The sequence below is a fragment of the Methylobacterium sp. C25 genome, from assembly GCF_021352225.1.
In the GTDB taxonomy this organism is placed as follows: domain Bacteria; phylum Pseudomonadota; class Alphaproteobacteria; order Rhizobiales; family Beijerinckiaceae; genus Methylobacterium.
Map to the genome: position 1 here is coordinate 76605 of NZ_JAAUVI010000003.1, position 21123 is coordinate 97727.

General features: G+C 66.0%; 19 protein-coding genes. 13 read left to right on the plus strand and 6 right to left on the minus strand.

The annotated features are described in order from the left end of the window. Positions 1-20 precede the first annotated feature (20 nt). The 4 genes from frr to HCU64_RS10225 all read right to left on the minus strand — a co-directional run bounded on the left by frr (position 21) and on the right by HCU64_RS10225 (position 3807). Positions 21-587, minus strand: a complete 567-nt coding sequence (gene frr, locus HCU64_RS10210; RefSeq protein ID WP_233383752.1) for a ribosome recycling factor — start codon at positions 585-587, stop codon at positions 21-23. Positions 588-806: 219 nt separating this feature from the next. Beyond that, complete coding sequence (gene pyrH / locus HCU64_RS10215; protein WP_233383753.1) at positions 807-1529, minus strand: UMP kinase; 723 nt, start codon at positions 1527-1529, stop codon at positions 807-809. A gap of 138 nt (positions 1530-1667) precedes the next feature. After that, the gene (tsf, locus tag HCU64_RS10220; RefSeq protein ID WP_233383754.1) at positions 1668-2594 is read right to left on the minus strand and encodes a translation elongation factor Ts; all 927 of its coding nucleotides are present in this window, start codon (positions 2592-2594) and stop codon (positions 1668-1670) included. A 145-nt stretch (positions 2595-2739) separates the two neighbouring features. Beyond that, positions 2740-3807: a 30S ribosomal protein S2 gene (locus HCU64_RS10225; RefSeq protein ID WP_233383755.1), complete on the minus strand. Its 1068-nt coding sequence runs from the start codon at positions 3805-3807 to the stop codon at positions 2740-2742. A gap of 132 nt (positions 3808-3939) precedes the next feature. Between HCU64_RS10225 and HCU64_RS10230 the strand changes: the two genes are divergently transcribed. Continuing rightward, positions 3940-4551, plus strand: coding sequence for a DUF3617 domain-containing protein (locus HCU64_RS10230; protein ID WP_233383756.1), 612 nt, complete (start codon positions 3940-3942; stop codon positions 4549-4551). 115 nt (positions 4552-4666) lie between these two features. On the opposite strand, the gene HCU64_RS10235 is transcribed toward HCU64_RS10230, so the two are convergent. Next, entirely contained in the window at positions 4667-5695 is a 1029-nt protein-coding gene (locus HCU64_RS10235) for a KpsF/GutQ family sugar-phosphate isomerase (RefSeq protein ID WP_442785940.1), read from the minus strand. A gap of 204 nt (positions 5696-5899) precedes the next feature. Here HCU64_RS10235 and HCU64_RS10240 point away from each other — a divergent pair, with 204 nt between their 5' ends. The 7 genes from HCU64_RS10240 to HCU64_RS10270 all read left to right on the plus strand — a co-directional run bounded on the left by HCU64_RS10240 (position 5900) and on the right by HCU64_RS10270 (position 15636). Further along, the gene (locus HCU64_RS10240) at positions 5900-6598 is read left to right on the plus strand and encodes a response regulator transcription factor (RefSeq protein WP_233383757.1); all 699 of its coding nucleotides are present in this window, start codon (positions 5900-5902) and stop codon (positions 6596-6598) included. Continuing rightward, positions 6595-8016, plus strand: a complete 1422-nt coding sequence (locus tag HCU64_RS10245; protein WP_233383758.1) for a sensor histidine kinase — start codon at positions 6595-6597, stop codon at positions 8014-8016. The genes HCU64_RS10240 and HCU64_RS10245 overlap by 4 nt, the downstream gene beginning before the upstream one ends. A gap of 246 nt (positions 8017-8262) precedes the next feature. Continuing rightward, on the plus strand, positions 8263-8409 hold the full coding sequence (locus tag HCU64_RS10250) for a hypothetical protein (protein ID WP_233383759.1): 147 nt from the start codon (positions 8263-8265) through the stop codon (positions 8407-8409). A gap of 6 nt (positions 8410-8415) precedes the next feature. Further along, positions 8416-11328 (plus strand): bifunctional [glutamine synthetase] adenylyltransferase/[glutamine synthetase]-adenylyl-L-tyrosine phosphorylase, encoded by a 2913-nt coding sequence (locus tag HCU64_RS10255; protein ID WP_233383760.1) that lies wholly within the window; start codon positions 8416-8418, stop codon positions 11326-11328. 45 nt (positions 11329-11373) lie between these two features. After that, complete coding sequence (locus tag HCU64_RS10260) at positions 11374-12126, plus strand: class I SAM-dependent methyltransferase (RefSeq protein ID WP_233383761.1); 753 nt, start codon at positions 11374-11376, stop codon at positions 12124-12126. A 162-nt stretch (positions 12127-12288) separates the two neighbouring features. Further along, a complete protein-coding gene (gene secA / locus HCU64_RS10265; protein ID WP_233383763.1) occupies positions 12289-15204 on the plus strand; it encodes a preprotein translocase subunit SecA in 2916 nt (971 codons plus the stop codon). A gap of 9 nt (positions 15205-15213) precedes the next feature. Next, the gene (locus HCU64_RS10270) at positions 15214-15636 is read left to right on the plus strand and encodes a GNAT family N-acetyltransferase (protein WP_233383764.1); all 423 of its coding nucleotides are present in this window, start codon (positions 15214-15216) and stop codon (positions 15634-15636) included. 19 nt (positions 15637-15655) lie between these two features. On the opposite strand, the gene HCU64_RS10275 is transcribed toward HCU64_RS10270, so the two are convergent. After that, positions 15656-16390 carry a class I SAM-dependent methyltransferase gene (locus tag HCU64_RS10275; RefSeq protein ID WP_233384262.1) on the minus strand — a complete coding sequence of 245 codons (735 nt, stop codon included), beginning with the start codon at positions 16388-16390 and terminating at the stop codon, positions 15656-15658. A gap of 166 nt (positions 16391-16556) precedes the next feature. Between HCU64_RS10275 and gloB the strand changes: the two genes are divergently transcribed. From gloB to sucC, 5 genes are all read left to right on the plus strand, one after another. Next, the gene (gloB, locus tag HCU64_RS10280) at positions 16557-17336 is read left to right on the plus strand and encodes a hydroxyacylglutathione hydrolase (RefSeq protein WP_233383766.1); all 780 of its coding nucleotides are present in this window, start codon (positions 16557-16559) and stop codon (positions 17334-17336) included. A 48-nt stretch (positions 17337-17384) separates the two neighbouring features. Then, positions 17385-17771 carry an MAPEG family protein gene (locus tag HCU64_RS10285; protein ID WP_233383767.1) on the plus strand — a complete coding sequence of 129 codons (387 nt, stop codon included), beginning with the start codon at positions 17385-17387 and terminating at the stop codon, positions 17769-17771. 119 nt (positions 17772-17890) lie between these two features. Beyond that, the gene (locus tag HCU64_RS10290) at positions 17891-18577 is read left to right on the plus strand and encodes a TetR family transcriptional regulator (protein WP_233384263.1); all 687 of its coding nucleotides are present in this window, start codon (positions 17891-17893) and stop codon (positions 18575-18577) included. Positions 18578-18883: 306 nt separating this feature from the next. Then, positions 18884-19846: a malate dehydrogenase gene (gene mdh / locus HCU64_RS10295; RefSeq protein ID WP_233383768.1), complete on the plus strand. Its 963-nt coding sequence runs from the start codon at positions 18884-18886 to the stop codon at positions 19844-19846. 71 nt (positions 19847-19917) lie between these two features. Then, positions 19918-21114, plus strand: coding sequence for an ADP-forming succinate--CoA ligase subunit beta (gene sucC / locus HCU64_RS10300; RefSeq protein ID WP_233383769.1), 1197 nt, complete (start codon positions 19918-19920; stop codon positions 21112-21114). The last annotated feature ends 9 nt before the right edge of the window (positions 21115-21123 follow it).

The window sequence follows — 21123 nt, forward strand, 5'->3', positions numbered from 1 at the left end:
AGGATCCGATCATGCGGGTCTCAAACCTGCATGATCTCCTTTTCCTTGGACGCCAGAACCCCATCGACCTCGGCGATGTACTGGTCGGTCGCCTTCTGGACGTCGCCAGCCTGGCGCTTCTCGTCGTCCTCGGAGATCAGGCTCTCCTTGAGGAGCTTCTTGAGGTGGTCGAGGCCGTCGCGGCGCACATGGCGCACGGCGACGCGGGATTCTTCCGCGTATTTGTGGGCGACCTTGACCATCTCCTTGCGGCGCTGCTCGTTCATCTCGGGGATGCGCAGGCGGATGGTCTGGCCTTCGGTCTGCGGGTTGAGCCCGAGATCGGATTCGCGGATGGCCTTCTCAACGGCCGTGATCATGGCGCGGTCCCAAACCGAGATCGAGAGCAGGCGCGGCTCGGGCACGCTCACCGTGGCGACCTGCGCCATCGGCATCATCGCGCCGTAGGCATCGACCTGGATCGGATCGAGCAGGCTCGGCGTGGCGCGGCCCGTGCGCAGCGAGCCGAGATCCTTGCTCAGCGAGGCCACGGCGCCCTGCATGCGGCGCTTGATGTCGGCGAGGTCGAAGTCGGGGATTTGGGCCATGGTCTGAAAATCGTCCCGTCGCGGCTCACGGCGCGTCTCGACGAGACCTCGAATGGGTCGTCGGCGGAGCGCGCCGGGAGGCAGGTTTTCGATGCGAGGCCCGGGCCGGCGACGGGCCGGGCTCGATTGCGGCTTCCATGGACGAAATTGGGCAGCCTCGCAAATGGGCAACCGCCCATTGCGCCCCGGAAACGCTTGAAAATCACCCCTCGGCCGGTCTCAGGGCACCACGTGCGTCGAGGGCGCGGCCCCCGTCAGGATCGCGGTGACCGAGGACGGTGCGTGCACCGAACCGACCACGATCGAGAGCCGGCTCTCGCGGGCGAGTGCGAAGGCTGCCGTGTCCATGACCTTGAGGTCGCGGGCGATGGCCTCGTCGTGGGTGATGCGATCGTAGCGCGTGGCGTCGGGATTGGTCTTCGGGTCGGCCGAATAGACGCCGTCGACCTGCGTCGCCTTCAGCACCGCGTCGCAGCGCAGTTCCGCTGCGCGCAGCACGGCGGCAGTGTCGGTGGTGAAAAACGGATTGCCAGTGCCGCCAGCCAGAACCACGACCTGGCCCTTGTCGAGATGGTGCAGAGCCGGCTGGCGGGCATAGGTTTCGCAGATCGTCGGCATCGACACGGCCGACATGGTGCGGGCCGGGACGCCGGCGGCGTTCAGCGCCGTCTCGATGGCGAGCGAGTTCATGACAGTGGCCATCATGCCGAGCGAGTCGCCGGTGGCCCGATCGATCCAGCCGGCCTGCGAGATGCGCGCGCCGCGGATCAGGTTGCCGCCGCCGACGACAACTGCAATCTCGATCCCCTCGGAGACCACCCGGCCGATATCCTCGGCCAGCGCGGCAAGTCCCTGAGGATGCAGCCAATACCCGTCGGGGGCCGCGAGGGCCTCCCCGGAGAGTTTCACGAGCACGCGGCGAAACGGCGTCGTCTCCGGCATCGAAGGCTCCCTACGGGCGGATAAGGCCGCCATCCGACTGCGATGATGTCGGGGGCTTCTAGCAAGGCGAGGGCCGAAACGTCGAGGGGCGGCATCGCTGCCGCCCCTCGGGAAATTCAAGCTGTCGATAAGAAGCGGTTAGCGCGACATCGCCGCGACTTCGGCCGCAAAGTCCGGCCCCTCTTCCTTCTCGATGCCCTCGCCGAGTGCATAGCGCACGAAGGCCTTGAGGGTGACGGGCGCGCCAGCCTTGCCCTCGGCCTCCTTGAGGACCTGAGAGACGGTCTTGGAGCCGTCATGGACGAAGGGCTGCTCGAGGAGGGTGACCTCCTTGTAGTAGCTCTTCAGGCCGCTCTCAACGATCTTCGCCATGACGTGGTCCGGCTTGCCGGCGTTCTTCTCGCGCAGGATGTTCGACTCGCGCTCCAGAACGGCCGGGTCGACGCCGGAGGCGTCGAGCGCCACCGGGTTCGTCGCAGCAACGTGCATGGCGATCTGGCGTCCGAGCGTCGAGAGGAACTCGACATTGCCCTCGGATTCGAGTGCCACGAGCACGCCGATCTTGCCGAGGCTGGCACCCGGGGTGATCGGGCCGTGCACGTAGCTGGCGATCACGCCCTTGGCGACCTCGAGCTTGGCGACGCGGCGCAGGGTCATGTTCTCGCCGATGGTGGCGATGAGGCCCTGCAGGGTGTCGTTCACGGTGTCCGAGGAACCCGGGAAGGTCTTGGCCTGCAGGCCTTCGAGGGTGCCGTCGGAGTCGAGCGCGAGCTTGGCTGCCTCGCGGGCGAAGGCCTGGAAGCTGTCGTTGCGGGCGACGAAGTCGGTCTCGGAATTCACCTCGACCATCGCGGCGTGACGGCCGGCGGACTCGACGGCGACGAGGCCCTCGGCGGCGACGCGGCCGGCCTTCTTGGCGGCCTTGGCGAGGCCCTTCTGGCGCAGCCAGTCGATACCGGCCTCGAGGTCGCCGGCGACTTCGGTCAGAGCGCGCTTGCAATCCATCATGCCGGCGCCGGTCTTCTCGCGAAGCTCTTTGACGAGGGCTGCGGTGATCTCGGCCATGGCTATTCTCTCTCAGCGAATGGGATGCGGACGGGTCTTGAAGTGCGGGTCTTCAAAAGGATTCAGCCCGACGCTTGAGTTAAGCGCCGGGCTTTGCAGTGGCGTGACGCGGTCTCGAACCGGGTGGAGCCACCCGGCACGGGCCTTAGGCGGCAGCGGCCTCGAGCAGGGCGCGCGACTGGGCGACCCAGCCATCGCGCTCGATGCGGCCGTTGAGCTTGAGGTCGGCGTCGAGCTTGGAGGCGTCTTCCGCCTGCATGGCGGCGAGCTGCCAGTAGTGCCAGACGCCGGCGTCGTTGAGCTTCTGCACGATCTGCGGGCCGACGCCGGTCAGCTTCATGAGATCGTCCGGAGCGCCGCGCGGCGCCGGGAGCAGCTCGAAATGCTCGGTAGAGTCGGCGAGCGCGGCAACGTCGGCCTGCGTGATCGCGTCGGACTCGATCGAGGCGGGTGCGTGGCTCTCCTCAACCGGCAGTTCCTCGGCGGTCGGCTCCACAGAGGCGCCGACATCGACGCCCGAGGCGCCCTGGCCGCGGCCGATACCCTCGATCGCCGCACGGGCGATCAGGTCGCAGTAGAGCGAGATCGCACGGCCGGCATCGTCGTTGGCCGGGACGATGTGGGTGATGCCGTCGGGGTTGCAATTCGTGTCGACGATGGCGGCCACCGGGATGCCGAGGCGGTTCGCCTCCTTGATCGCCAGCTGCTCCTTGTTGGTGTCGATCACGAAGATCAGGTCGGGCACGCCGCCCATGTCCTTGATGCCGCCGAGCGCCTTCTCGAGCTTGTCCTTCTCACGGGTCAGCATGAGGCGCTCCTTCTTGGTGAGGCCCTGGGCCCCGCCATCGAGCGTCTCATCGACCTTGCGCAGACGCGCGATCGAGCCGGAGATGGTCTTCCAGTTGGTCAGCATGCCGCCGAGCCAGCGGGAGTTGACGTAGTACTGGGCCGAACGCTTGGCGCTCTCGGCAATCGCCTCGGCAGCCTGGCGCTTGGTGCCGACGAACAGCACGCGGCCACCCTTGGCGACCGTGTCGCTCACGGCCTGCAACGCGGCGTGAAGCGCCGGCACGGTCTGGGCGAGGTCGATGATGTGGATGTTGTTGCGCGTGCCGAAGATGTACGGCTGCATCTTCGGGTTCCAGCGGTGCGACTGGTGACCGAAATGGGCGCCCGCTTCGAGGAGCTGACGCATAGTAAAATCGACGGCCATGATCCGTGTTCTCTCCGGTTATTTCCGCCGCGGAGGTTGCAGCCGGCTGAATGCCGGCCACCGGAAAGGCCTCATTCAGGCATGAGGCCGACTCCGCGTGTGGGATGGGCGGTGCCGTTAGCAGAATGGGGGATGGGGGGCAAGCACGTCGCTTCGTTGATCGAAGCGCTGGTGCCGAAATCCTTCGAGCGCGCGCATCTGCGTCACGGATGGCATCGCGAGCAAGAAACGGATCGCGCCGTCGGCGCGCAGGTGTTTCGTTACGCGAAACGGAGGAGCGCGATGTTGAACCGAGGCCAAGCATGGGGAGCGGCCTGTCTGTCCGCCCTTCTCTACGCCATTCCCGGCTCCGCCGAGCCAATGAAGCTGGAAAGCGGGTCATATGAGGTCGAGGTCAAACTGGAGCTTCCGCACCTCGAGGACATGACGCAAAAGAAGATCGCGCAGATTTGCCTGTCGGCTGATGCAGGATCGGACAATCATGGCATCGCCGTCCTCAGCGACAACAATCCCCTCTCAAAATGTCCATTTTCAAATATTTACGAAGGGACTGATCAGATCAGCTTCGACATTTTATGCGAAGGAAAAAATTCGGCCAAGGCGAAGGCTAATTACGTCTTCTCCGCCGACAGATTCCAAGGCCGCATCACCATGCAGATGGGCGGCAAGAACATGACCATGACCGAAGTCCAGTCCGGACGTCGCATCGGCGCCTGCGAAAAATCTAAAGCACCTGCGCTCTGAAGCAGCCGCGTCGATCCGGAATTTTATCCAAGAAACCGGAAGCTCGGCTCACAGACAGCAATTTCGGATCGCGCGGCAGACAAACGGAGCCCGGACGTGCCGGTTCCGGCGCCCCTCAGGCCACGCCGGCCTGCAGCAGGTCGTGGACGTGCAGGATGCCCACCGGGCGTCCGTCATCGGTCACGAACAGGGCCGTGATGCGCTTGCGGTTCATCAGGCCGAGCGCTGTGCTCGCCAGAAGCTCCGGCTCCACGACGATCGGGTCCGCGGTCATCACCTCGCGCACCGAGGTGTCGAGCAAGGCCGGGCCCATGTGCCTGCGCAGGTCGCCGTCGGTAACGATACCGACGAGCCGTCCATCCGTGTCCGTCACGCCGCAGCAGCCGTAGCGCCGCCCGGCGATCACGATAAGTGCCTCGGACATCACCGTAGAGTCCGACACCAGCGGAATGTCCGGACCGGCATGCATGAGCTGCTGAACGGTCTTCAGCCGCGCGGCGAGCTTGCCGCCCGGGTGCAGCACCTTGAAGCCGGCCGAGGTGAAGCCGCGCTGCTCGATCAGCGCCACGGCGAGCGCGTCGCCGAGCGCAAGCTGAATCAGGGTCGAGGAGGTCGGCGCGAGATCGTGCGGACAGGATTCACGCACACGCGGAAGCGCGAGCAGGATATCGGCCGCGCGGCCCAGCGTGCTCTCGGGCTTGCTCGTTACCGCGATCAGCGGGATCGAGAAGCGGCCTGAAAAGCCGACGAGGTCGCCGAGCTCGGCGGTCTCGCCGGACCAAGACAGGGCGATGATCACGTCATCCGGCGCGATCATGCCGAGGTCGCCGTGGCTCGCCTCCGTGGGATGCACGAAGAATGCATGCGTCCCGGTGGACGCGAGCGTCGCGGCAAGCTTGCGGCCGATATGCCCGCTCTTGCCGACGCCGCAGACGATGACGCGGCCCTTGGCTTGGAGAATGGTCCGAACAGCCTGCTCAAAGGCATCGCCGAGATCGGAATCGAGGGCCGCAGCGAGTTCTCGCATCGCCGCCATGCCGGATTGCAGGCTGCGCGTAACCGACGCGCGAATGTCGTCGGCAGCCTCGTCAGTCTTGACGAGGCTGAGATTGCGGAACGGAACCGTTTCGGTCGCGGTCTTCATGTGTCGAGATCGACTCCAGGCTGTGCCGTTACTGGAAAACGACTAAGCAAAAATGTCTTGGTATTTCAAATAATCCAGCGGACGCAGAGTCTTGCGCCCATCCGCCACGATGTTTTGCCGGTATGGTTTAATTGTGACGGTTCCTTTTTCGACGTGCGATCACACCATTTTCCCGCGGCCGGGAAGGCCTTATCTGAGAGCATTATGCGTCTCCTCATCATCGAAGACGACCGAGAGGCCGTCGCCTATCTCGTGAAGGCTTTTCGCGAGGCCGGGCACGTCGCAGACCAGGCGACGGACGGGCTCGACGGCTATGCCATGGCACGCGAGGGCGGTTACGACCTGTTGGTCGTCGACCGCATGCTGCCGAAGCTCGACGGACTGTCGCTGATCCGCTCCCTGCGCGAGCAGAACGTCGAGACGCCGGTACTGATCCTCTCCGCGCTCGGGCAGGTCGACGATCGGGTCAAGGGCCTGCGGGCCGGCGGTGACGACTACCTGCCGAAGCCCTACGCCTTCTCGGAGCTGCTCGCGCGCGCCGAAGTCCTGGCTCGCCGCCGCGCCAGCGCGTCCGGAACCTCCGAGGCCACCGCCTATCGAGTCGGTGATCTCGAGCTCGACCGGCTGTCGCACCGCGTGACACGGGCCGGCCGCGAGATCGTGTTGCAGCCGCGCGAATTCCGGCTGCTCGAATACCTCATGCGCCATACCGGACAGGTCGTGACCCGCACCATGCTGCTCGAGCATGTCTGGGACTACCATTTCGATCCGCAGACCAACGTCATCGACGTGCACGTCTCGCGGCTGCGCGCCAAGATCGACCGTGGCTTCGAGCACGCCCTGATCCAGACCGTACGCGGCACCGGTTACGTGGTACGCGCCGAGGAGCAACGCGCCCAGTGACGGCGGCTGCCCCTCCTCGGTCATCGCGAGAGGGCCTGCTGCCGCGCTTCGGCAAGCTCTTCCGCACCACCGCGTTCAAGCTCTCGCTCGCCTATCTCGTCATCTTCGCGCTCTGCGCGGTGACGGCGCTCGGCTATGTCGCATGGAATGCGCGAAGAGTTCTTGACGACCAGATCGTCCAGACGATCGAGGCCGAGATCAACGGCCTGCAGGAACAATACACCGCCGGCGGCCTGCGCACGCTGATCTCGGTGATCGAGCGGCGCTCCAAGGAGCCGGGGGCCTCGCTCTACCTCGTGACCACGCCGGCGGGCGAGCACGTCGTTGGCAATGTCGGGTCGATCCCCTCCGGCCTCCTCTCGAACACCGGACAGTTCGAGATCTCCTACGGCCGCGACGTCGATGCCAGGAACGTCCAGCACCGGGCGATCGTCCGTCTTTATACCCTCGCCGGAGGCTTTCGGCTCCTCGTCGGCCGCGACACCGCGGAGCGCGACCAGTTGCGTGCCGCCATCGGCAACACCTTCGGTACTTCGCTCGCCCTGGTGCTGCTGCTGGGTGTGATCGGCGGCTGGTTCGTGGCGAGCCGGGTGCTGAAGCGGGTGGATGACATGACCGAGACGACGCGCAGCATCATGGCGGGCAACCTCGATGGGCGCCTGCGCGTCGCCGGCACGGGCGACGAGCTCGACCGCTTGGCGCAGAATCTCAACCTCATGCTGGAACGCATCGGCGAGTTGATGCGCGGCATGAAGGAGGTCTCCGACAACATCGCTCACGACCTCAAGACGCCGCTGACCCGCCTGCGCAACCATGCGGACGAGGCCCTGCGGGGGAGTCGTTCGCCGGAAGAACTGCGCGAGGCGATCGGTGCCGTGATCGACGAGAGTGATGGACTCATCCGCGTCTTCGAGGCGCTGCTCACCATCGCCAGGTTGGAAGCTGGCAGCGCCCGCGAGTCCTTCTCCGCGTTCGACGCAGGCCAGGCGCTGCGAGAGGTCGGCGAGCTCTACGAGGCCCTGGCCGAGGAGAGCGGTCTGACCCTATCCGTCGAGGCGCAGCCAGGCCTGATGCTCGTGGGCAACCGCGAGCTCGTGGGGCAGGCGCTCGCGAACCTCGCCGACAACGCGATCAAGTATGGCGCAAGTGGCACCGGCGAACGCAGCATCACGATGAGGGCTGAGGCTGAGGCTGACGGCATCGCGCTGAGCGTCGCGGACCATGGCCCCGGCATCCCGGAGGGTGAGCAGGCCCGTGTTCTCGACCGCTTCGTGCGATTGGACGATGCGCGCTCGCGGCCCGGCTTCGGCCTCGGCCTGAGCCTCGTCAACGCGGTGGTGCGCCTGCACGGCGGCACCCTCTCCTTGCGAAACAATAATCCGGGTCTGGCGGTTAAGCTGTCATTGCCGCGAGCCTGAATTTCCGCCTCGCCGGTCAGGGCACGCGTCGAGCGACACCGATGACGGTGCCGTGATAGGAGATGGCATGTCCGCACGCGAACAGCTTCGACGATGCCCTTCCTACGTTGCGGCATCGAAGCGTGACGGCGGCCTCCTATGATCACCGACACTTCATCCTGCGCGCGCTGGCCCGCACGGTCATGGCGCAGCTCGAGATGCGACGGTCCGACAAGGCGCTCCGTCGTCGCCTGCCCGACCTGCCGGGTGGTGCTCGCCTCCGGCTACAGCCACGTTCTCGCCCAGGAAGGAGCGCACGGCTTCGAATTGCTGCACAAGCCCTACTCGGCCGAGCAGCTCTCGCGCATCCTGAGGCGCGTCAGCGCGCGGGGTCGCAGGGTGAACGCGGAGTAAGCTGCCATGGCCAGCGAGAATGGGCTGATCGCACGCCTCGTCGGCACGCCGCCTTTGTCCGATCCCGGAGAAGCCGAGAAGCTCGTCTCCGAGATCGCGGACGCGCTGCCGGCCAAGCTGCGCAAGGGGCCGGCCCATGACCTGCTCCTGACCATTGCCGACCACTCGACCTTCCTATGGGGGCTCGCCAGCCGCGATCCGGAGCGGCTCGGCCGGCTGTTCGCGGAGGCACCGGAGGCCGCAAACGCTCGGATTGTTGACGACCAGCGCGCAGCCGGGCGCTCGTCCACCGATCTAGTCGAGATCGGCGCCCGGCTTCGGACGAACCGAGCGGAACACGCGCTGCTCGTCGCCCTCGCCGATCTCGGCGGCGTCTGGCCCGTGAAGACCGTGACGGAAGCGTTGGCCGATTTCGCGGACGCCTCGGTCTCGGCCGCCGCGGATGCAATGCTGCTTCAGGCCGCAGCCGCAGGGCGCTTTTTTCCGAAAGACGAGATGAACCCGCAGGAAGGCTCCGGCCTCGTCGTGCTGGGCCTCGGTAAGCTCGGTGGACGTGAGCTGAACTATTCGAGCGACATCGACCTGATCGTCCTGTTCGACGGCGAGGCCGCGCCGCTCAAGGACAGCGTCGAGCCGACCCAGTTCTACTCGCGGCTGGCGCAAGGCATGGCGAAGCTCCTGCAGGAGCGCACCGCCGAGGGCTACGTCCACCGCGTCGACTATCGGCTCCGTCCCGATCCCGGCTCGACCCCAACGGCATTGAGCCTGACTTCCGCCTATCACTACTACGAGACCACCGGGCAGAACTGGGAACGCGCTGCTTTCATCAAGGCACGGCCGATCGCCGGCGATATCGCGGCCGGCGATCGCTTCCTCAGCGATCTCAAGCCCTTCGTCTGGCGAAAATACTTCGATTTCGCGGCCATCGCCGATGTCCACGCCATGAAGCGGCAGATCCATGCCGTGCGCGGGCACGAGGCCCTCGCGGTGGCAGGCCACGACATCAAGCTGGGGCGCGGCGGCATTCGCGAGATCGAGTTCTTTGTGCAGACCCAGCAGCTCGTCTTCGGCGGCCGACGTGCAGACCTGCGCGGACGCAGCACGATCCCGATGCTGTCGGCCCTGCACGAGGATGGCTGGATCTCGGCCGAGGCGCGCGACGAGCTCGGCAATGCCTACGGCTTCCTGCGGACCATCGAGCACCGCCTGCAGATGGTGCGCGACGAGCAGACCCAGCGCCTGCCGACCGACGATGCCGATATCGAGCGCTTTTCGCGATTTGCCGGCTACGAGACCCGGAAGCATTTCGAGGAGGCACTTCTCGGCCATGCCCGCCGGGTCCAGGCCCATTATGCCCTGCTCTTCGAGGCCGCGCCGGATCTCTCGTCCGAGATCGGCGATCTCGTCTTCTCGGGCTCGGAAGATGATCCCGCGACGCTAGAGACCCTGCGAAAACTCGGCTTTCGCGAGCCCGAGCGCGTCGCCGAGACGGTACGCGGCTGGCATTTCGGTCGGCGCTCCGCCGTGCGCAGCGCCCGCGCCCGCGAGGTGCTGACGGAGCTGGTCCCGGCCCTCATCCAGGCCCTCGCTGGGACGCACGACCCGGACAACGCCCTGGACAATCTCGACCGCGCCTTCGGCCGCATGCCGGCCGCCGTCGAGTTGCTAACGATCCTGCGCGAGCGCGAGCGGCTGCGTACGCTCTTCGCCGACCTCCTCGGCAGCGCGCCCCGCCTCGCCGACATCGTGGCCTTCAGCCCGCACGTGCTCGACGCCGTCATCGACCCGGCCTTCGTCGATCCGACGACCGATCCGGCCGAGATCGCCGCGCAATACCGGACCCTGCTCGGCAAGCCGGAGAGCCACGAGGTCTTCCTCGACCGTTCGCGCGACGCCGCCCGCCTGCTCCGCTTCGTCACGGGGGCGCAGCTTCTCTCCGGCATCCTGACGCCGGAGGGTGCAGGCCGTGCCTTCTCGGCCATCGCCGATGCTGCCGTGACAAGCTCCCTCGAGGAGGTCGCGCGCCATTTCGAGGCCGAGCACGGAACCGTCCCGGAAGGCCGAATGGCGGTGCTCGGCTTCGGCCGTCTCGGCTCGTGCCAGCTCACCGCAGATTCGGACCTCGACCTCGTCGTTCTCTACGACTTTGACGAGGAGAACCGCTCCAGCACCGGCAAGCGCCCGCTCGACGCGGCGATGTACTTCAACCGGCTCACGCAGCGTCTTGTCGCGGCGCTCACCGCGCCGACCCGGCGCGGCGGCCTTTACGAGGTCGACTTGCGGCTGCGCCCAGGCGGCGGCCAGGGCTCCGTGGCGACGCAGTTCGGGAGCTTTCGCGCCTATCAGAGAGAAGAAGCCGAACTCTGGGAGCACATGGCGCTCACCCGCGCCCGCGTCGTCGCCGGCGACATCAGCCTTGCCGAGGAAGCGACCGTCGTGATACGCGAGGCGCTGCGAAAAAGGCGCGATCCGAAATCCGTCGACCGCGATGTTCGCAGCATGCGCACCCTCGTCGCCAAGGAGAAGGGCGACAACGGCCCCTTCGATCTCAAGCTCGCGCCCGGCGGCCTGCTCGATCTCGATTTCCTGGCGCAGGCCCTGGTCCTCGGCCATGCCAGCGCAATCCCCGACCTGATCGGCAAAGACGCCGCCGCCGTGCTGCACCTCGCAGCAGAGCACGATGTGATCTCCGACGATGACAGCGAAACGCTTTGCGCCGCCTACCGGCTGCTGGACGACATTCACCACTGGCAGCGGCTAATGGTGGAGGGCGATCCCTCAAAGGCGACGCCGGTAGCGCAGGCGCGTCTCGCCCGCGCCGTGAACCTGCCGGACGTGCGGGCCTTGGAGACCCAATTGGATACCGAGCGGAAGTCCGTGCGGCGGCTGTTCGATTCCTTGCTGAAAGCCGGTCGCTGAGATCGGCGGTTTGCCGCGCCCCGCCCGCGAACGAGACGAGACCCCATGACCTTCCGCTCCGGCAACCCGGCCGTCGACCGCTATATCGCAGAGGACTACGAGAGCGTGCGCGGCATGTCCTCGCGCTTCGCCGCGACGATCTGCGCGCACGTGATCCACCGGCAGAGCAAACTCGGCATCCAGGGCCATTTCGCCGAGATCGGCACTTTCGAGGGCCGCTTCTTCATTGCGATGGCACTCGGCCTCTCCCCCGGCGAGCGGGCGCTCGGCATCGACACCTTCGACTGGCCGGACGAGGGGCTGATCGACCGCTTCCACGGGCATTGCGCCCGGCTCGGCTTGGATCGCCGGAGCATCATTGCCATCAAGGCCGCCGCCCGCGACCTCACGCACGACCAAGTGGCTGCGTCTCTCGGCGGCCCGGTCCGCTTCTGGCACATCGACGGAGACCACACACCTGCAAGCCTCACGGCCGATCTCGATCTCGCCGTGCAGAGCCTGCATCCCCGGGGCATCCTGTGCCTCGACGATATGCTGCACCCCGGCTACCCGCTGCTCATCGCCACCGTCAGGGACTGGCTCGCCCGCAACCCGGCGATGCGCGCGTTGGCGGTGATCGACCGCGAGGACATCGTCGCGGCCGCCAAGCTGATGATCTGCCGCGAGGATGCGGTCGACCTCTACGGTCAGGATCTCGTCGACGCCTTCCCCACTCATCACTGGCCGCTGGGATCGGACTGGGGCAGCTACTACGCCGTCGTGTTGACGCCGAATCCACGGTTGGCGGTGGTGGAGTGATCGCGCTTTCCAACCATCACGAGCAGCTCCGAGCAGTCAGATTGTATAGCCGCTCTTTCGGATGCGCCCTCGGATATTTACCTCTATAAGCCCGGCCAACGCCTGCTGATGGTGCCGTTTCGGTATCTCGCAGGCCGCACTTTCTAAGTCCGTAGGTTCACGATGCTCGGCTCCATCGCCAAGAAGATTTTCGGCTCGTCCAACGACCGTCGGGTCAAGGGCTTCCGTCCGCGGGTCGACCAGATCAACAAGCTGGAGCCGGAGATTTCCGCCCTCACGGACGACCAGCTTCGCGAACGTACGATGGCGTTGAAAGCTGAAGTCGCGGCCGGCAAGAGCCTGGACGACGTGCTGGTACCGACCTTCGCCCTGGTCCGCGAGGCGGCCAAGCGCGTGCTCGGCCAGCGTCACTTCGACGTACAGCTGATGGGTGGCATGGTGCTCCACGAGAGCGGCATCGCCGAGATGAAGACCGGCGAGGGCAAGACCCAGGTCGCCACGCTCGCCGTCGTGCTCAACGCGCTCTCGGGCAAGGGCGTCCACGTCGTCACCGTCAACGACTATCTCGCCTCGCGCGACGCCGAGTGGATGGGCCGCATCTACAAGTTCCTGGGGCTGACCGTCGGCACCATCGTTCATGGGCTCGACGACGATCAGCGCAAGGAAAACTACGCCTGCGACATCACCTACGGCACCAACAACGAGTTCGGCTTCGACTACCTGCGCGACAACATGAAGTACGAGCTCTCGCAGATGACGCAGCGGGGGCACAACTTCGCGATCGTCGACGAGGTCGACTCGATCCTGGTGGACGAGGCCCGCACGCCGCTGATCATCTCCGGCCCGGTCGACGACCGCTCGGAGCTGTACATGGCCGTCGACGCGATCATGCCGCATCTCGTGCCCGAGCATTACGACCTCGACGAGAAGCAGCGCACCGTCTCGCTGACCGAAGAGGGCAACGAGTTCATGGAGGAGGCCCTGCGCGAGGCTGGCATCCTCAAGGAGGGCGACCTCTACGACGCGCACAACGTCACCATCGTCGCGCACGTCACTCAGGCATTGCGCGCCCACACCCTGTTCACGCTGGACAAGGACTACATCGTCAAGAACGACGAGGTCGTGATCATCGACGAGTTCACCGGCCGCATGATGCAGGGCCGGCGCTATTCGGAAGGCCTGCACCAGGCGCTGGAAGCCAAGGAGAAGGTCACGATCCAGCCCGAGAACCAGACGCTCGCCTCGATCACCTTCCAGAACTACTTCCGCCTCTACAACAAGCTCGCCGGCATGACCGGCACGGCCGCGACCGAGGCCGACGAGTTCGCCGAAATCTACAAGCTCGACGTCGTCGAGATCCCGACCAACAAGCCGATCGAACGCGTCGACGAGGACGATCAGGTCTACCGGACCGTCCAGGAAAAATACGACGCGATCATCCAGGAGATCGACAGGGCTCACGAGCGCCACCAGCCGGTCCTGGTCGGAACCGGCTCGATCGAGAAGTCCGAGCTGATCGGCGAGCTCCTGACCAAGCACGGCTATACCCTGCTCGACTACTCGGACCCGAACGCTCTCACCGACGTCTACAAGGCGGCCCGCGAGAACCGGGTGACCAAGCGCTTCGCGGTGCTGAACGCCCGCTTCCACGAGCAGGAAGCCTACATCGTCGCCGAGGCCGGCGTGCCCGGCGCGATCACCATCGCCACCAACATGGCCGGCCGCGGCACCGACATTAAACTCGGCGGCAACCTCGATATGCGCATCGAGAAGGAGCTCGCGCATCTCGAGGCGGGACCTGAGCGCGATGCCGCCATCGAAGCTTTGCGGGCCGAGATTGCCGAGAACCGCGAGAAGGTTCTGAATTCGGGCGAGAAGGCCAACCCGGAAGCCGGCCTGAAGAAGGACCTGCCGGGCGGCCTCTACATCGTCGGCACCGAGCGCCACGAATCCCGCCGCATCGACAATCAGCTTCGCGGCCGCGGCGGTCGCCAGGGCGATCCCGGCCGCTCCAAGTTCTTCTTGTCGCTGCAGGACGACCTGATGCGGATCTTCGGGTCCGACCGTATGGACGGCATGCTGACCAAGCTCGGCCTGCAGCAGGGCGAAGCGATCATCCATCCCTGGATCAACAAGGCGATCGAGAAGGCGCAGCAGAAGGTCGAGGCGCGCAACTTCGACATGCGCAAGAACGTGCTGAAGTACGACAACGTCATGAACGACCAGCGCAAGGTCGTGTTCGAGCAGCGCCGCGACCTGATGGGCCAGGAGACGGTGCGCGAGACGGTCGACGAGATGCGCGAGGGTGTGATCGACGACCTCGTCGCCGTGCACGTTCCCGAAAACGCCTATGCCGAGCAGTGGGACATTCAGGGGCTCAAGGAGCGCACCCAGGATGTTCTGAACCTCGATCTGCCGGTCCAGGAATGGGCGGCAGAGGAAGGCATCGCCGACGAAGAGATGCGCGAGCGCCTGAAGAAGGCGGCCGAAGAGGCCTATGCCGCGCGCACCGAGAAGAACACGCCCGAGGTGATGACCTACGTCGAGAAGCAGGTCTTGCTGCAGACGCTCGACCATCTCTGGCGCGAGCATCTCGTCACCCTCGACCACCTCCGTCAGGTGATCGGCTGGCGCGGCATCGCCCAGCGCGACCCGCTCAACGAGTACAAGTCCGAGGCTTTCGACCTCTTCAACCAGCTGGTCACGGCGCTACGGGAACAGGTCACCGGGCAGCTTTCGCGCATCGAGATCATGTACCAGGAGCCGGAGGGCGCCGACGGGTCCTCGGCGAATTTCGAGCAGGCCGGTCTCGGCCAGCCTCAGCTTCCGCCAATGTTCGCGCAGCATCTGGACCCGGTCACCGGGGAGAACGAGTTCGGTCGTGGTTCGGGCAGCGAGGGCGGCGGCGGCCCCGCCTACGGCTACGCCGCGCGCGACCTCTCGGCGGATACCGCCGTGCTCGAGCGCAGTCCCGACGATAGCACCACCTGGGGCAAGGTCGGCCGCAACGAGCCCTGTCCCTGCGGCTCGGGCAAGAAGTACAAGCACTGCCACGGCGCCTTCGCCACGGAGGCCTGATCGACCGCGATGACTGCGTCGGGTTTCGTCTACGGGGTCGAGCCGGGCTTGAGCGCCGCGGAGTTCCGCCGCGTTCTCGTCGCCTCCGGTCTCGATGCGCGTCGCCCGGCCGACGATCTCGACCGGCTCGAGCGGATGCTGCGCGGCGCGAATCTGATTGTCACCGCACGCGCCTACACGCCCGAGCGCACGCTTGTGGGCGTGGCCCGCACGGTGACCGATTTTTCATACTGCGCTTATGTTTCGGATCTGGCCGTCGCCAAGCCGCAGCAGGGATTGGGTCTCGGCCGAGCTCTGCTGGACGCGGTTCGCAAGCAGGTCGGGCCGGAGGTCTCGGTGATCCTGCTCGCCGCCCCTGGTATCGAGACCTACTACGAAAAAATCGGCATGCGATCGGCCGCCAACGCGTTCGTCTCAGATCGCGAGCGCTAGGGTTCCACCTCGGGCAACGTCACCCCGGCTGCCCCGCGGGCACCAGGATCGGTGACGACATGCGCGTTTTGACCCGCCGGACCTGCTGCACGGCCACTGGCCTATAGAGCTGCTTGGTCGCGTCGATGACGTGCACGCCTGCGAAGGGCAGCGACAGGCTCGTGCCGAGCCATTCCCAGGTGCTCGCCGATTGCAGCATCAGCCGCGAGCGCACCGGCGGCATGTAAAGCGTCTCGTTCCAGCCCTCCGGCGAGAAGAGCGTATCGCGCATCAACCGGGCGAGCTGCGAGCGGCTATAGGGCTGGCCATGGCCGAAGGGAGTTGCATCGCGCCGCGCCCAGACGCCGGTCCGATTGGGCACGACCAGGATCATGCGACCGCCTGGCGTGAGCACCCGCCAGACTTCCGCAAGCAGCTCGCTGGGGCTCTCGACCCCTTCCAGCGCGTGAACGAGGACGACACGGTCCACGGCTGCCTCCGGCAGCGGCAGCATCGTCGGATCGGCAAGCGCGGTGACCGAGCGGCCGGTGGCGGGCCAATTCACCACCCCTTGCGTTGCCGGCATGAAAGCGAGAGTTCGCTCGGCAATGACGTGGACCGGCCCGAGATAAGGCGTGACGTAGCCGAGGCCCAGGATGCGCAGGCCCGAGACCGAGCCGAGACAGCCTTCGATCGCTCTCGCGACGAACCTGTGCGTGACGAGCCCGAGCGGGCTTGCATAGAAGGTCCGCAGGTCGTTGACGTCGAGACGCATCGGTACGGGTTCCGGCACGGCCGGTTTCCTCTGCCGGGCAGTTTCAAGCATGAATGGGGATTGCCGTAGGCTCGGGCAAGCGCAGCGCGCGTCTCACGCTCGGAACTGCGGTGGGCAACCACCCGTTCTCCCGCGCATTTCGCTTTCAGACTGGACGTGAGGCTTCATGAGCGCAGCCGGACCCTGGATCCGCACTTTCCTCTGCCGCAGCGACAATATCGGCGTGCTGATCCGCGATCCCGCGACCGGCGATTGCGCCGCAATCGACGTGCCGGAGGCCGCGCCCGTGCTCGCCGCGCTCGATGAGACCGGCTGGCGGCTGACCGACATCCTGGTGACGCATCGTCATGCCGATCACGTCGAAGGCATCCCTGAGGTCAAGGCGCGCACAGGCGCGAAGGTGACTGCGCCAGCCAAGGCCGGAGACGCCGTCCCGGACGTCGATCGGACGGTCGTCGAGGGCGATAGGGTGAGCGTGGGCCAATTGGAGGCTGAGGTCTGGGAAACGCCGGGCCATTGCGCCGACCACGTCAGCTTCGTCTTTCGAGACGCGGGTGTGGCCTTCGCCGGGGACACGTTGTTCACACTCGGCTGCGGCCGGGTGATGGAGGCCGAGCCCGCGACGCTCTGGCACTCCCTCGAACGCTTTCTCGCTCTGCCGGATGCGACCGAAGTCTACAGCGGCCACGACTATGTCCTCTCCAACGCGCGGTTCGCCCTGGCCGCCGATCCCGACAATGCAGCGCTCAAGGAGCGCATGGCGGAGGCCGAACGCCTCAAGGCTCAGGATCGCTTCCTGATCCCATCGACAATTGGCGCAGAGAAGGCCACCAACCCATTCCTGCGTGCCGGTGAGCCGACCCTCGCCCGTTCCGTCGATCTCGCGCCGGGCACGGATGCCGAAGCCGTCTTTACGGCGCTCAGAGCCTGGAAAAATCGGTTCTGAACAGCACAGCGAACCGCCCCGCCGTCACCGGAACGCGATGAGCGACGCATGATCTTTCCAGCGACCACGGCGTTCTTCGCCGGCCTGTTCGGCCTGCTCCATGTCGGCCTCACCGGCTGGGTCGTGGCAGGGCGCGTGCAGGATGGCGTGCTGCACGGCAGCGGCGGCGATCCGCTGTTGAAGCGCATTCGCTCACAGGGCAATTTCTCGGAGAACGTCCCCCTCGCACTTCTGCTCGTCGCATTCGCAGAAGCCAGGGGCACGGCGCACTGGATCGTCGAGGCCCTGCTCGTCGTGCTGCTCGCCGGGCGTCTTCTGCACCCCTACGGCATGTTCGCGGCTCCGGACTCGCCCCGGCAGTTCGCCTGCCGAGGCGGCGGCATTCTCTCGACCCTCCTTGTGATCCTGGTCTCGTCGATCCTGCTCTTGACCTGACCGCCTCAGACGGTCTTTCGCTTGCCAAGCGCCGAGCCTTTGCGGAGGGTCGGCGGAGAGCAGAGGGGGCGCATCGGCGCGAGTCCATGCCATCGGCGGTAAGTATCGAGGCGGCCGTCATGTCGCCGGACGATCCTGAACGGACGGAGGGTGCGGGCGCTCGTCCCGGACGCGCGACGCGTCTCAGCGGGCCGGCTGCGCGGGCGAGGCCGACGCCGGTCTCCACCGATGCGCGGCTCCTCGCCATCGCCTCGGATCATCTCGCACGGCTCGGGCCGAAGGGCGTCACGGTGGTCGCAGTAGCAGCCGAAGCCGGCATGACCCATGCGAACGTCTACCGGTATTTCCCCTCCAAGGACGCGCTGCTTGATGCCGTCGCCGGACGCTGGCTGCGCGACGTCGAGACCAACCTAGCCGGCATCGCCGACGCGCCCGACCCCGCCGAGGATAAGATCGAGCGCTTCCTCATCGCGCTCAGTCTGGCCCAACGTGAAGCACTCGCCGCAGAGCCGAACGTCTTCTCGGTCCATCTCGACGCCACGGTCGCGTCCCGCCCGATCGCCCGGCGGCATCGCGTCCGGCTGCGCACCCTGGTGGAACGGGTGGTCGAAGAAGGAATCGCCAGCGGCGCCTTCGTCGCGCGCGACCGGGAGCGAGCCATCGCCTGCATCTTCGATGCGAGCTATCGATTCACGCATCCGCTGGCGATCCAACAGGATGCCGACGTGCCGCGCGACCTGCTGGAAGCAAGGCTCGGAGCCGTGATTCAGGCGATCCAGCGCATGCTGCGCTCGGGCGCGTTCTGACCTGAACAAAGGTTCGGTGACAGATCACAGACTCTGTCACCAAGCCGATTCTGCTGCATCGCCGTTTCGGCGGCGCAAATAAGCCGCTCAGATCATTCTGCTTTCTGCAGAAATTGCTGTTTCCGAGACCTGCTTCCGGCCCGTTTCCGACGCGGCAGGACCCCTCGCCTTCGGGTTGAAGCAGCATGGCTTTTCCGCCAAACCAACGCCCGCAACACGACCGGCCTGTCAGACTCGCCGATCCGGCGGACATTCCTCTCCTCCGGCAGCCTGACAAGGCGTCATTGGGATCGGAGGTTTTCTCTCATGGCACGCAGCAAGATCGCGCTCATCGGCGCCGGACAGATCGGCGGAACCCTCGCGCATCTGGCGGGCCTGAAGGAACTCGGTGACGTCGTTCTTTTCGACATCGTCGACGGCGTGCCCCAGGGCAAGGCGCTCGACATCGCCGAGTCGGCCCCGGTCGACGGCTTCGATGCCAAGTATTCCGGTGCGAGTGACTACTCCGCCATCGCCGGCGCCGACGTGGTGATCGTCACCGCCGGCGTGCCGCGCAAGCCCGGGATGAGCCGTGACGACCTGATCGGCATCAACCTCAAGGTCATGGAAGCGGTCGGCACCGGCATCAAGGAGCACGCTCCGAACGCCTTCGTGATCTGCATCACCAACCCGCTCGATGCGATGGTCTGGGCCCTGCAGAAATTCTCGGGCCTGCCCACCAACAAGGTGGTCGGCATGGCCGGCGTGCTCGATTCCGCCCGCTTCCGCCACTTCCTCGCTGCGGAATTCGGCGTGTCGGTCGAAGACGTCACGGCTTTCGTGCTCGGTGGCCACGGCGACGACATGGTCCCGCTGACCCGCTACTCCACGGTCGCGGGCGTTCCGCTCACCGATCTGGTCAAGCTCGGCTGGACCACCCAGGAGAAGCTCGACGCCATGGTCGAGCGCACCCGCAAGGGCGGCGGCGAGATCGTCAACCTCCTGAAGACCGGCTCGGCTTTCTATGCGCCCGCCGCTTCCGCCATCGCCATGGCCGAGAGCTACCTGCGCGACAAGAAGCGCGTGCTGCCCTGCGCTGCCTATCTCAAGGGCGAGTACGGCGTGAATGGCATGTATGTCGGTGTGCCGGTCGTGATCGGCGAGAACGGCGTCGAGCGCGTGCTCGAAGTGACCTTCGACGAGGCCGAGAAGGCCATGTTCGAGAAGTCCGTCGGTGCAGTGAACACTCTGATCGCCGCCTGCAAGGACATCAACAAGTCGCTGGCCTGAGCACCGGATCGAGTGGCGCCGAGAACGGTACCACTCGGCCGCCCGCCCCATTGTCCGTCTGAGAGAATGCGATGAACATCCACGAATACCAGGCCAAGGCGGTCCTCAAAGAGTTCGGCCTTCCGGTCTCCCGGGGCGTTGCGATCTTCAAGCCCGAGGAAGCCGAGGCGGCCGCCAAGGAACTCGGCGGCCCGGCCTGGGTGGTGAAGTCGCAGATTCATGCCGGCGGTCGCGGCAAGGGCACCTTCAAGGGTGCGCCCGAAGGTGCCAAGGGCGGTGTCCGCGTCACCAAGTCGATCGACGAGGTGAAGCAATATGCCGGCGAGATGCTCGGCGAGACCCTGGTCACCATCCAGACCGGTCCGGCCGGCAAGCAGGTCAACCGCCTCTATATCGAGGAAGGCGCGGCCATCGCTGCAGAGTTCTACCTGTCGATGCTCGTCGACCGCGAGACCGGACAGGTCGCCTTCGTGGTGTCCACCGAAGGCGGCATGGATATCGAGACCGTCGCCCATGACACGCCTGAGAAGATCGTCACCTTCTCGGTCGATCCGGCCACCGGCATCATGCCCCATCACGGCCGCGCCGTCGCCAAGGCACTGGGCCTCAGCGGCCCGCAGGCCAAGGAAGCCGGCGAACTCACCACCAAGCTCTACGCGGCCTTCACGGCCAAGGACATGAGCATGCTGGAGATCAACCCGCTGGTGCTCACCGGCGATGGCCACCTCAAGTGCCTGGACGCCAAGATCTCCTTCGATTCCAACGCGCTCTACCGGCATCCCGACATCGTCGCGCTGCGCGACGAGACCGAGGAGGATGCCAAGGAGATCGAGGCCTCCAAGTACGACCTCGCCTACATCGCGCTCGACGGCACGATCGGCTGCATGGTCAACGGCGCCGGCCTCGCCATGGCGACGCTCGACATCATCAAGCTCTACGGCGAGGAGCCCGCAAACTTCCTCGACGTCGGCGGCGGCGCTTCAGAGGAGAAGGTCACCGCGGCCTTCAAGATCATCACCGCCGATCCGCAGGTGAAGGGCATCCTCGTCAACATCTTCGGCGGGATCATGAAGTGCGACGTCATCGCCCGCGGCGTGATCGCCGCGGTGAAGGCGGTCGGACTCGAAGTACCGCTCGTGGTGCGTCTCGAAGGCACCAACGTCGAGCAGGGCAAGGAGATCATCCGCACCTCGGGTCTCAACGTGATCCCTGCGGACGACCTCGACGACGCCGCTCAGAAAATCGTTGCCGCCGTGAAGAAGGGCTGAGCCGAAACC

Excerpts from the sequence above, each read along its gene's own strand:
- frr (WP_233383752.1), bottom strand. The coding sequence starts at position 587 with ATGGCCCAAATCCCCGACTTCGACCTCGCCGACATCAAGCGCCGCATG.
- mdh (WP_233383768.1), top strand. The coding sequence starts at position 18,884 with ATGGCACGCAGCAAGATCGCGCTCATCGGCGCCGGACAGATCGGCGGA.
- sucC (WP_233383769.1), top strand. The coding sequence starts at position 19,918 with ATGAACATCCACGAATACCAGGCCAAGGCGGTCCTCAAAGAGTTCGGC.
- pyrH (WP_233383753.1), bottom strand. The coding sequence starts at position 1,529 with ATGCCGGAGACGACGCCGTTTCGCCGCGTGCTCGTGAAACTCTCCGGG.
- secA (WP_233383763.1), top strand. The coding sequence starts at position 12,289 with ATGCTCGGCTCCATCGCCAAGAAGATTTTCGGCTCGTCCAACGACCGT.
- HCU64_RS10290 (WP_233384263.1), top strand. The coding sequence starts at position 17,891 with ATGTCGCCGGACGATCCTGAACGGACGGAGGGTGCGGGCGCTCGTCCC.
- HCU64_RS10275 (WP_233384262.1), bottom strand. The coding sequence starts at position 16,390 with ATGCGTCTCGACGTCAACGACCTGCGGACCTTCTATGCAAGCCCGCTC.
- tsf (WP_233383754.1), bottom strand. The coding sequence starts at position 2,594 with ATGGCCGAGATCACCGCAGCCCTCGTCAAAGAGCTTCGCGAGAAGACC.
- HCU64_RS10240 (WP_233383757.1), top strand. The coding sequence starts at position 5,900 with ATGCGTCTCCTCATCATCGAAGACGACCGAGAGGCCGTCGCCTATCTC.
- HCU64_RS10230 (WP_233383756.1), top strand. The coding sequence starts at position 3,940 with ATGGGGGGCAAGCACGTCGCTTCGTTGATCGAAGCGCTGGTGCCGAAA.
- HCU64_RS10235 (WP_442785940.1), bottom strand. The coding sequence starts at position 5,695 with ATGAAGACCGCGACCGAAACGGTTCCGTTCCGCAATCTCAGCCTCGTC.
- HCU64_RS10225 (WP_233383755.1), bottom strand. The coding sequence starts at position 3,807 with ATGGCCGTCGATTTTACTATGCGTCAGCTCCTCGAAGCGGGCGCCCAT.
- HCU64_RS10260 (WP_233383761.1), top strand. The coding sequence starts at position 11,374 with ATGACCTTCCGCTCCGGCAACCCGGCCGTCGACCGCTATATCGCAGAG.
- HCU64_RS10255 (WP_233383760.1), top strand. The coding sequence starts at position 8,416 with ATGGCCAGCGAGAATGGGCTGATCGCACGCCTCGTCGGCACGCCGCCT.
- HCU64_RS10270 (WP_233383764.1), top strand. The coding sequence starts at position 15,214 with ATGACTGCGTCGGGTTTCGTCTACGGGGTCGAGCCGGGCTTGAGCGCC.
- HCU64_RS10285 (WP_233383767.1), top strand. The coding sequence starts at position 17,385 with ATGATCTTTCCAGCGACCACGGCGTTCTTCGCCGGCCTGTTCGGCCTG.
- gloB (WP_233383766.1), top strand. The coding sequence starts at position 16,557 with ATGAGCGCAGCCGGACCCTGGATCCGCACTTTCCTCTGCCGCAGCGAC.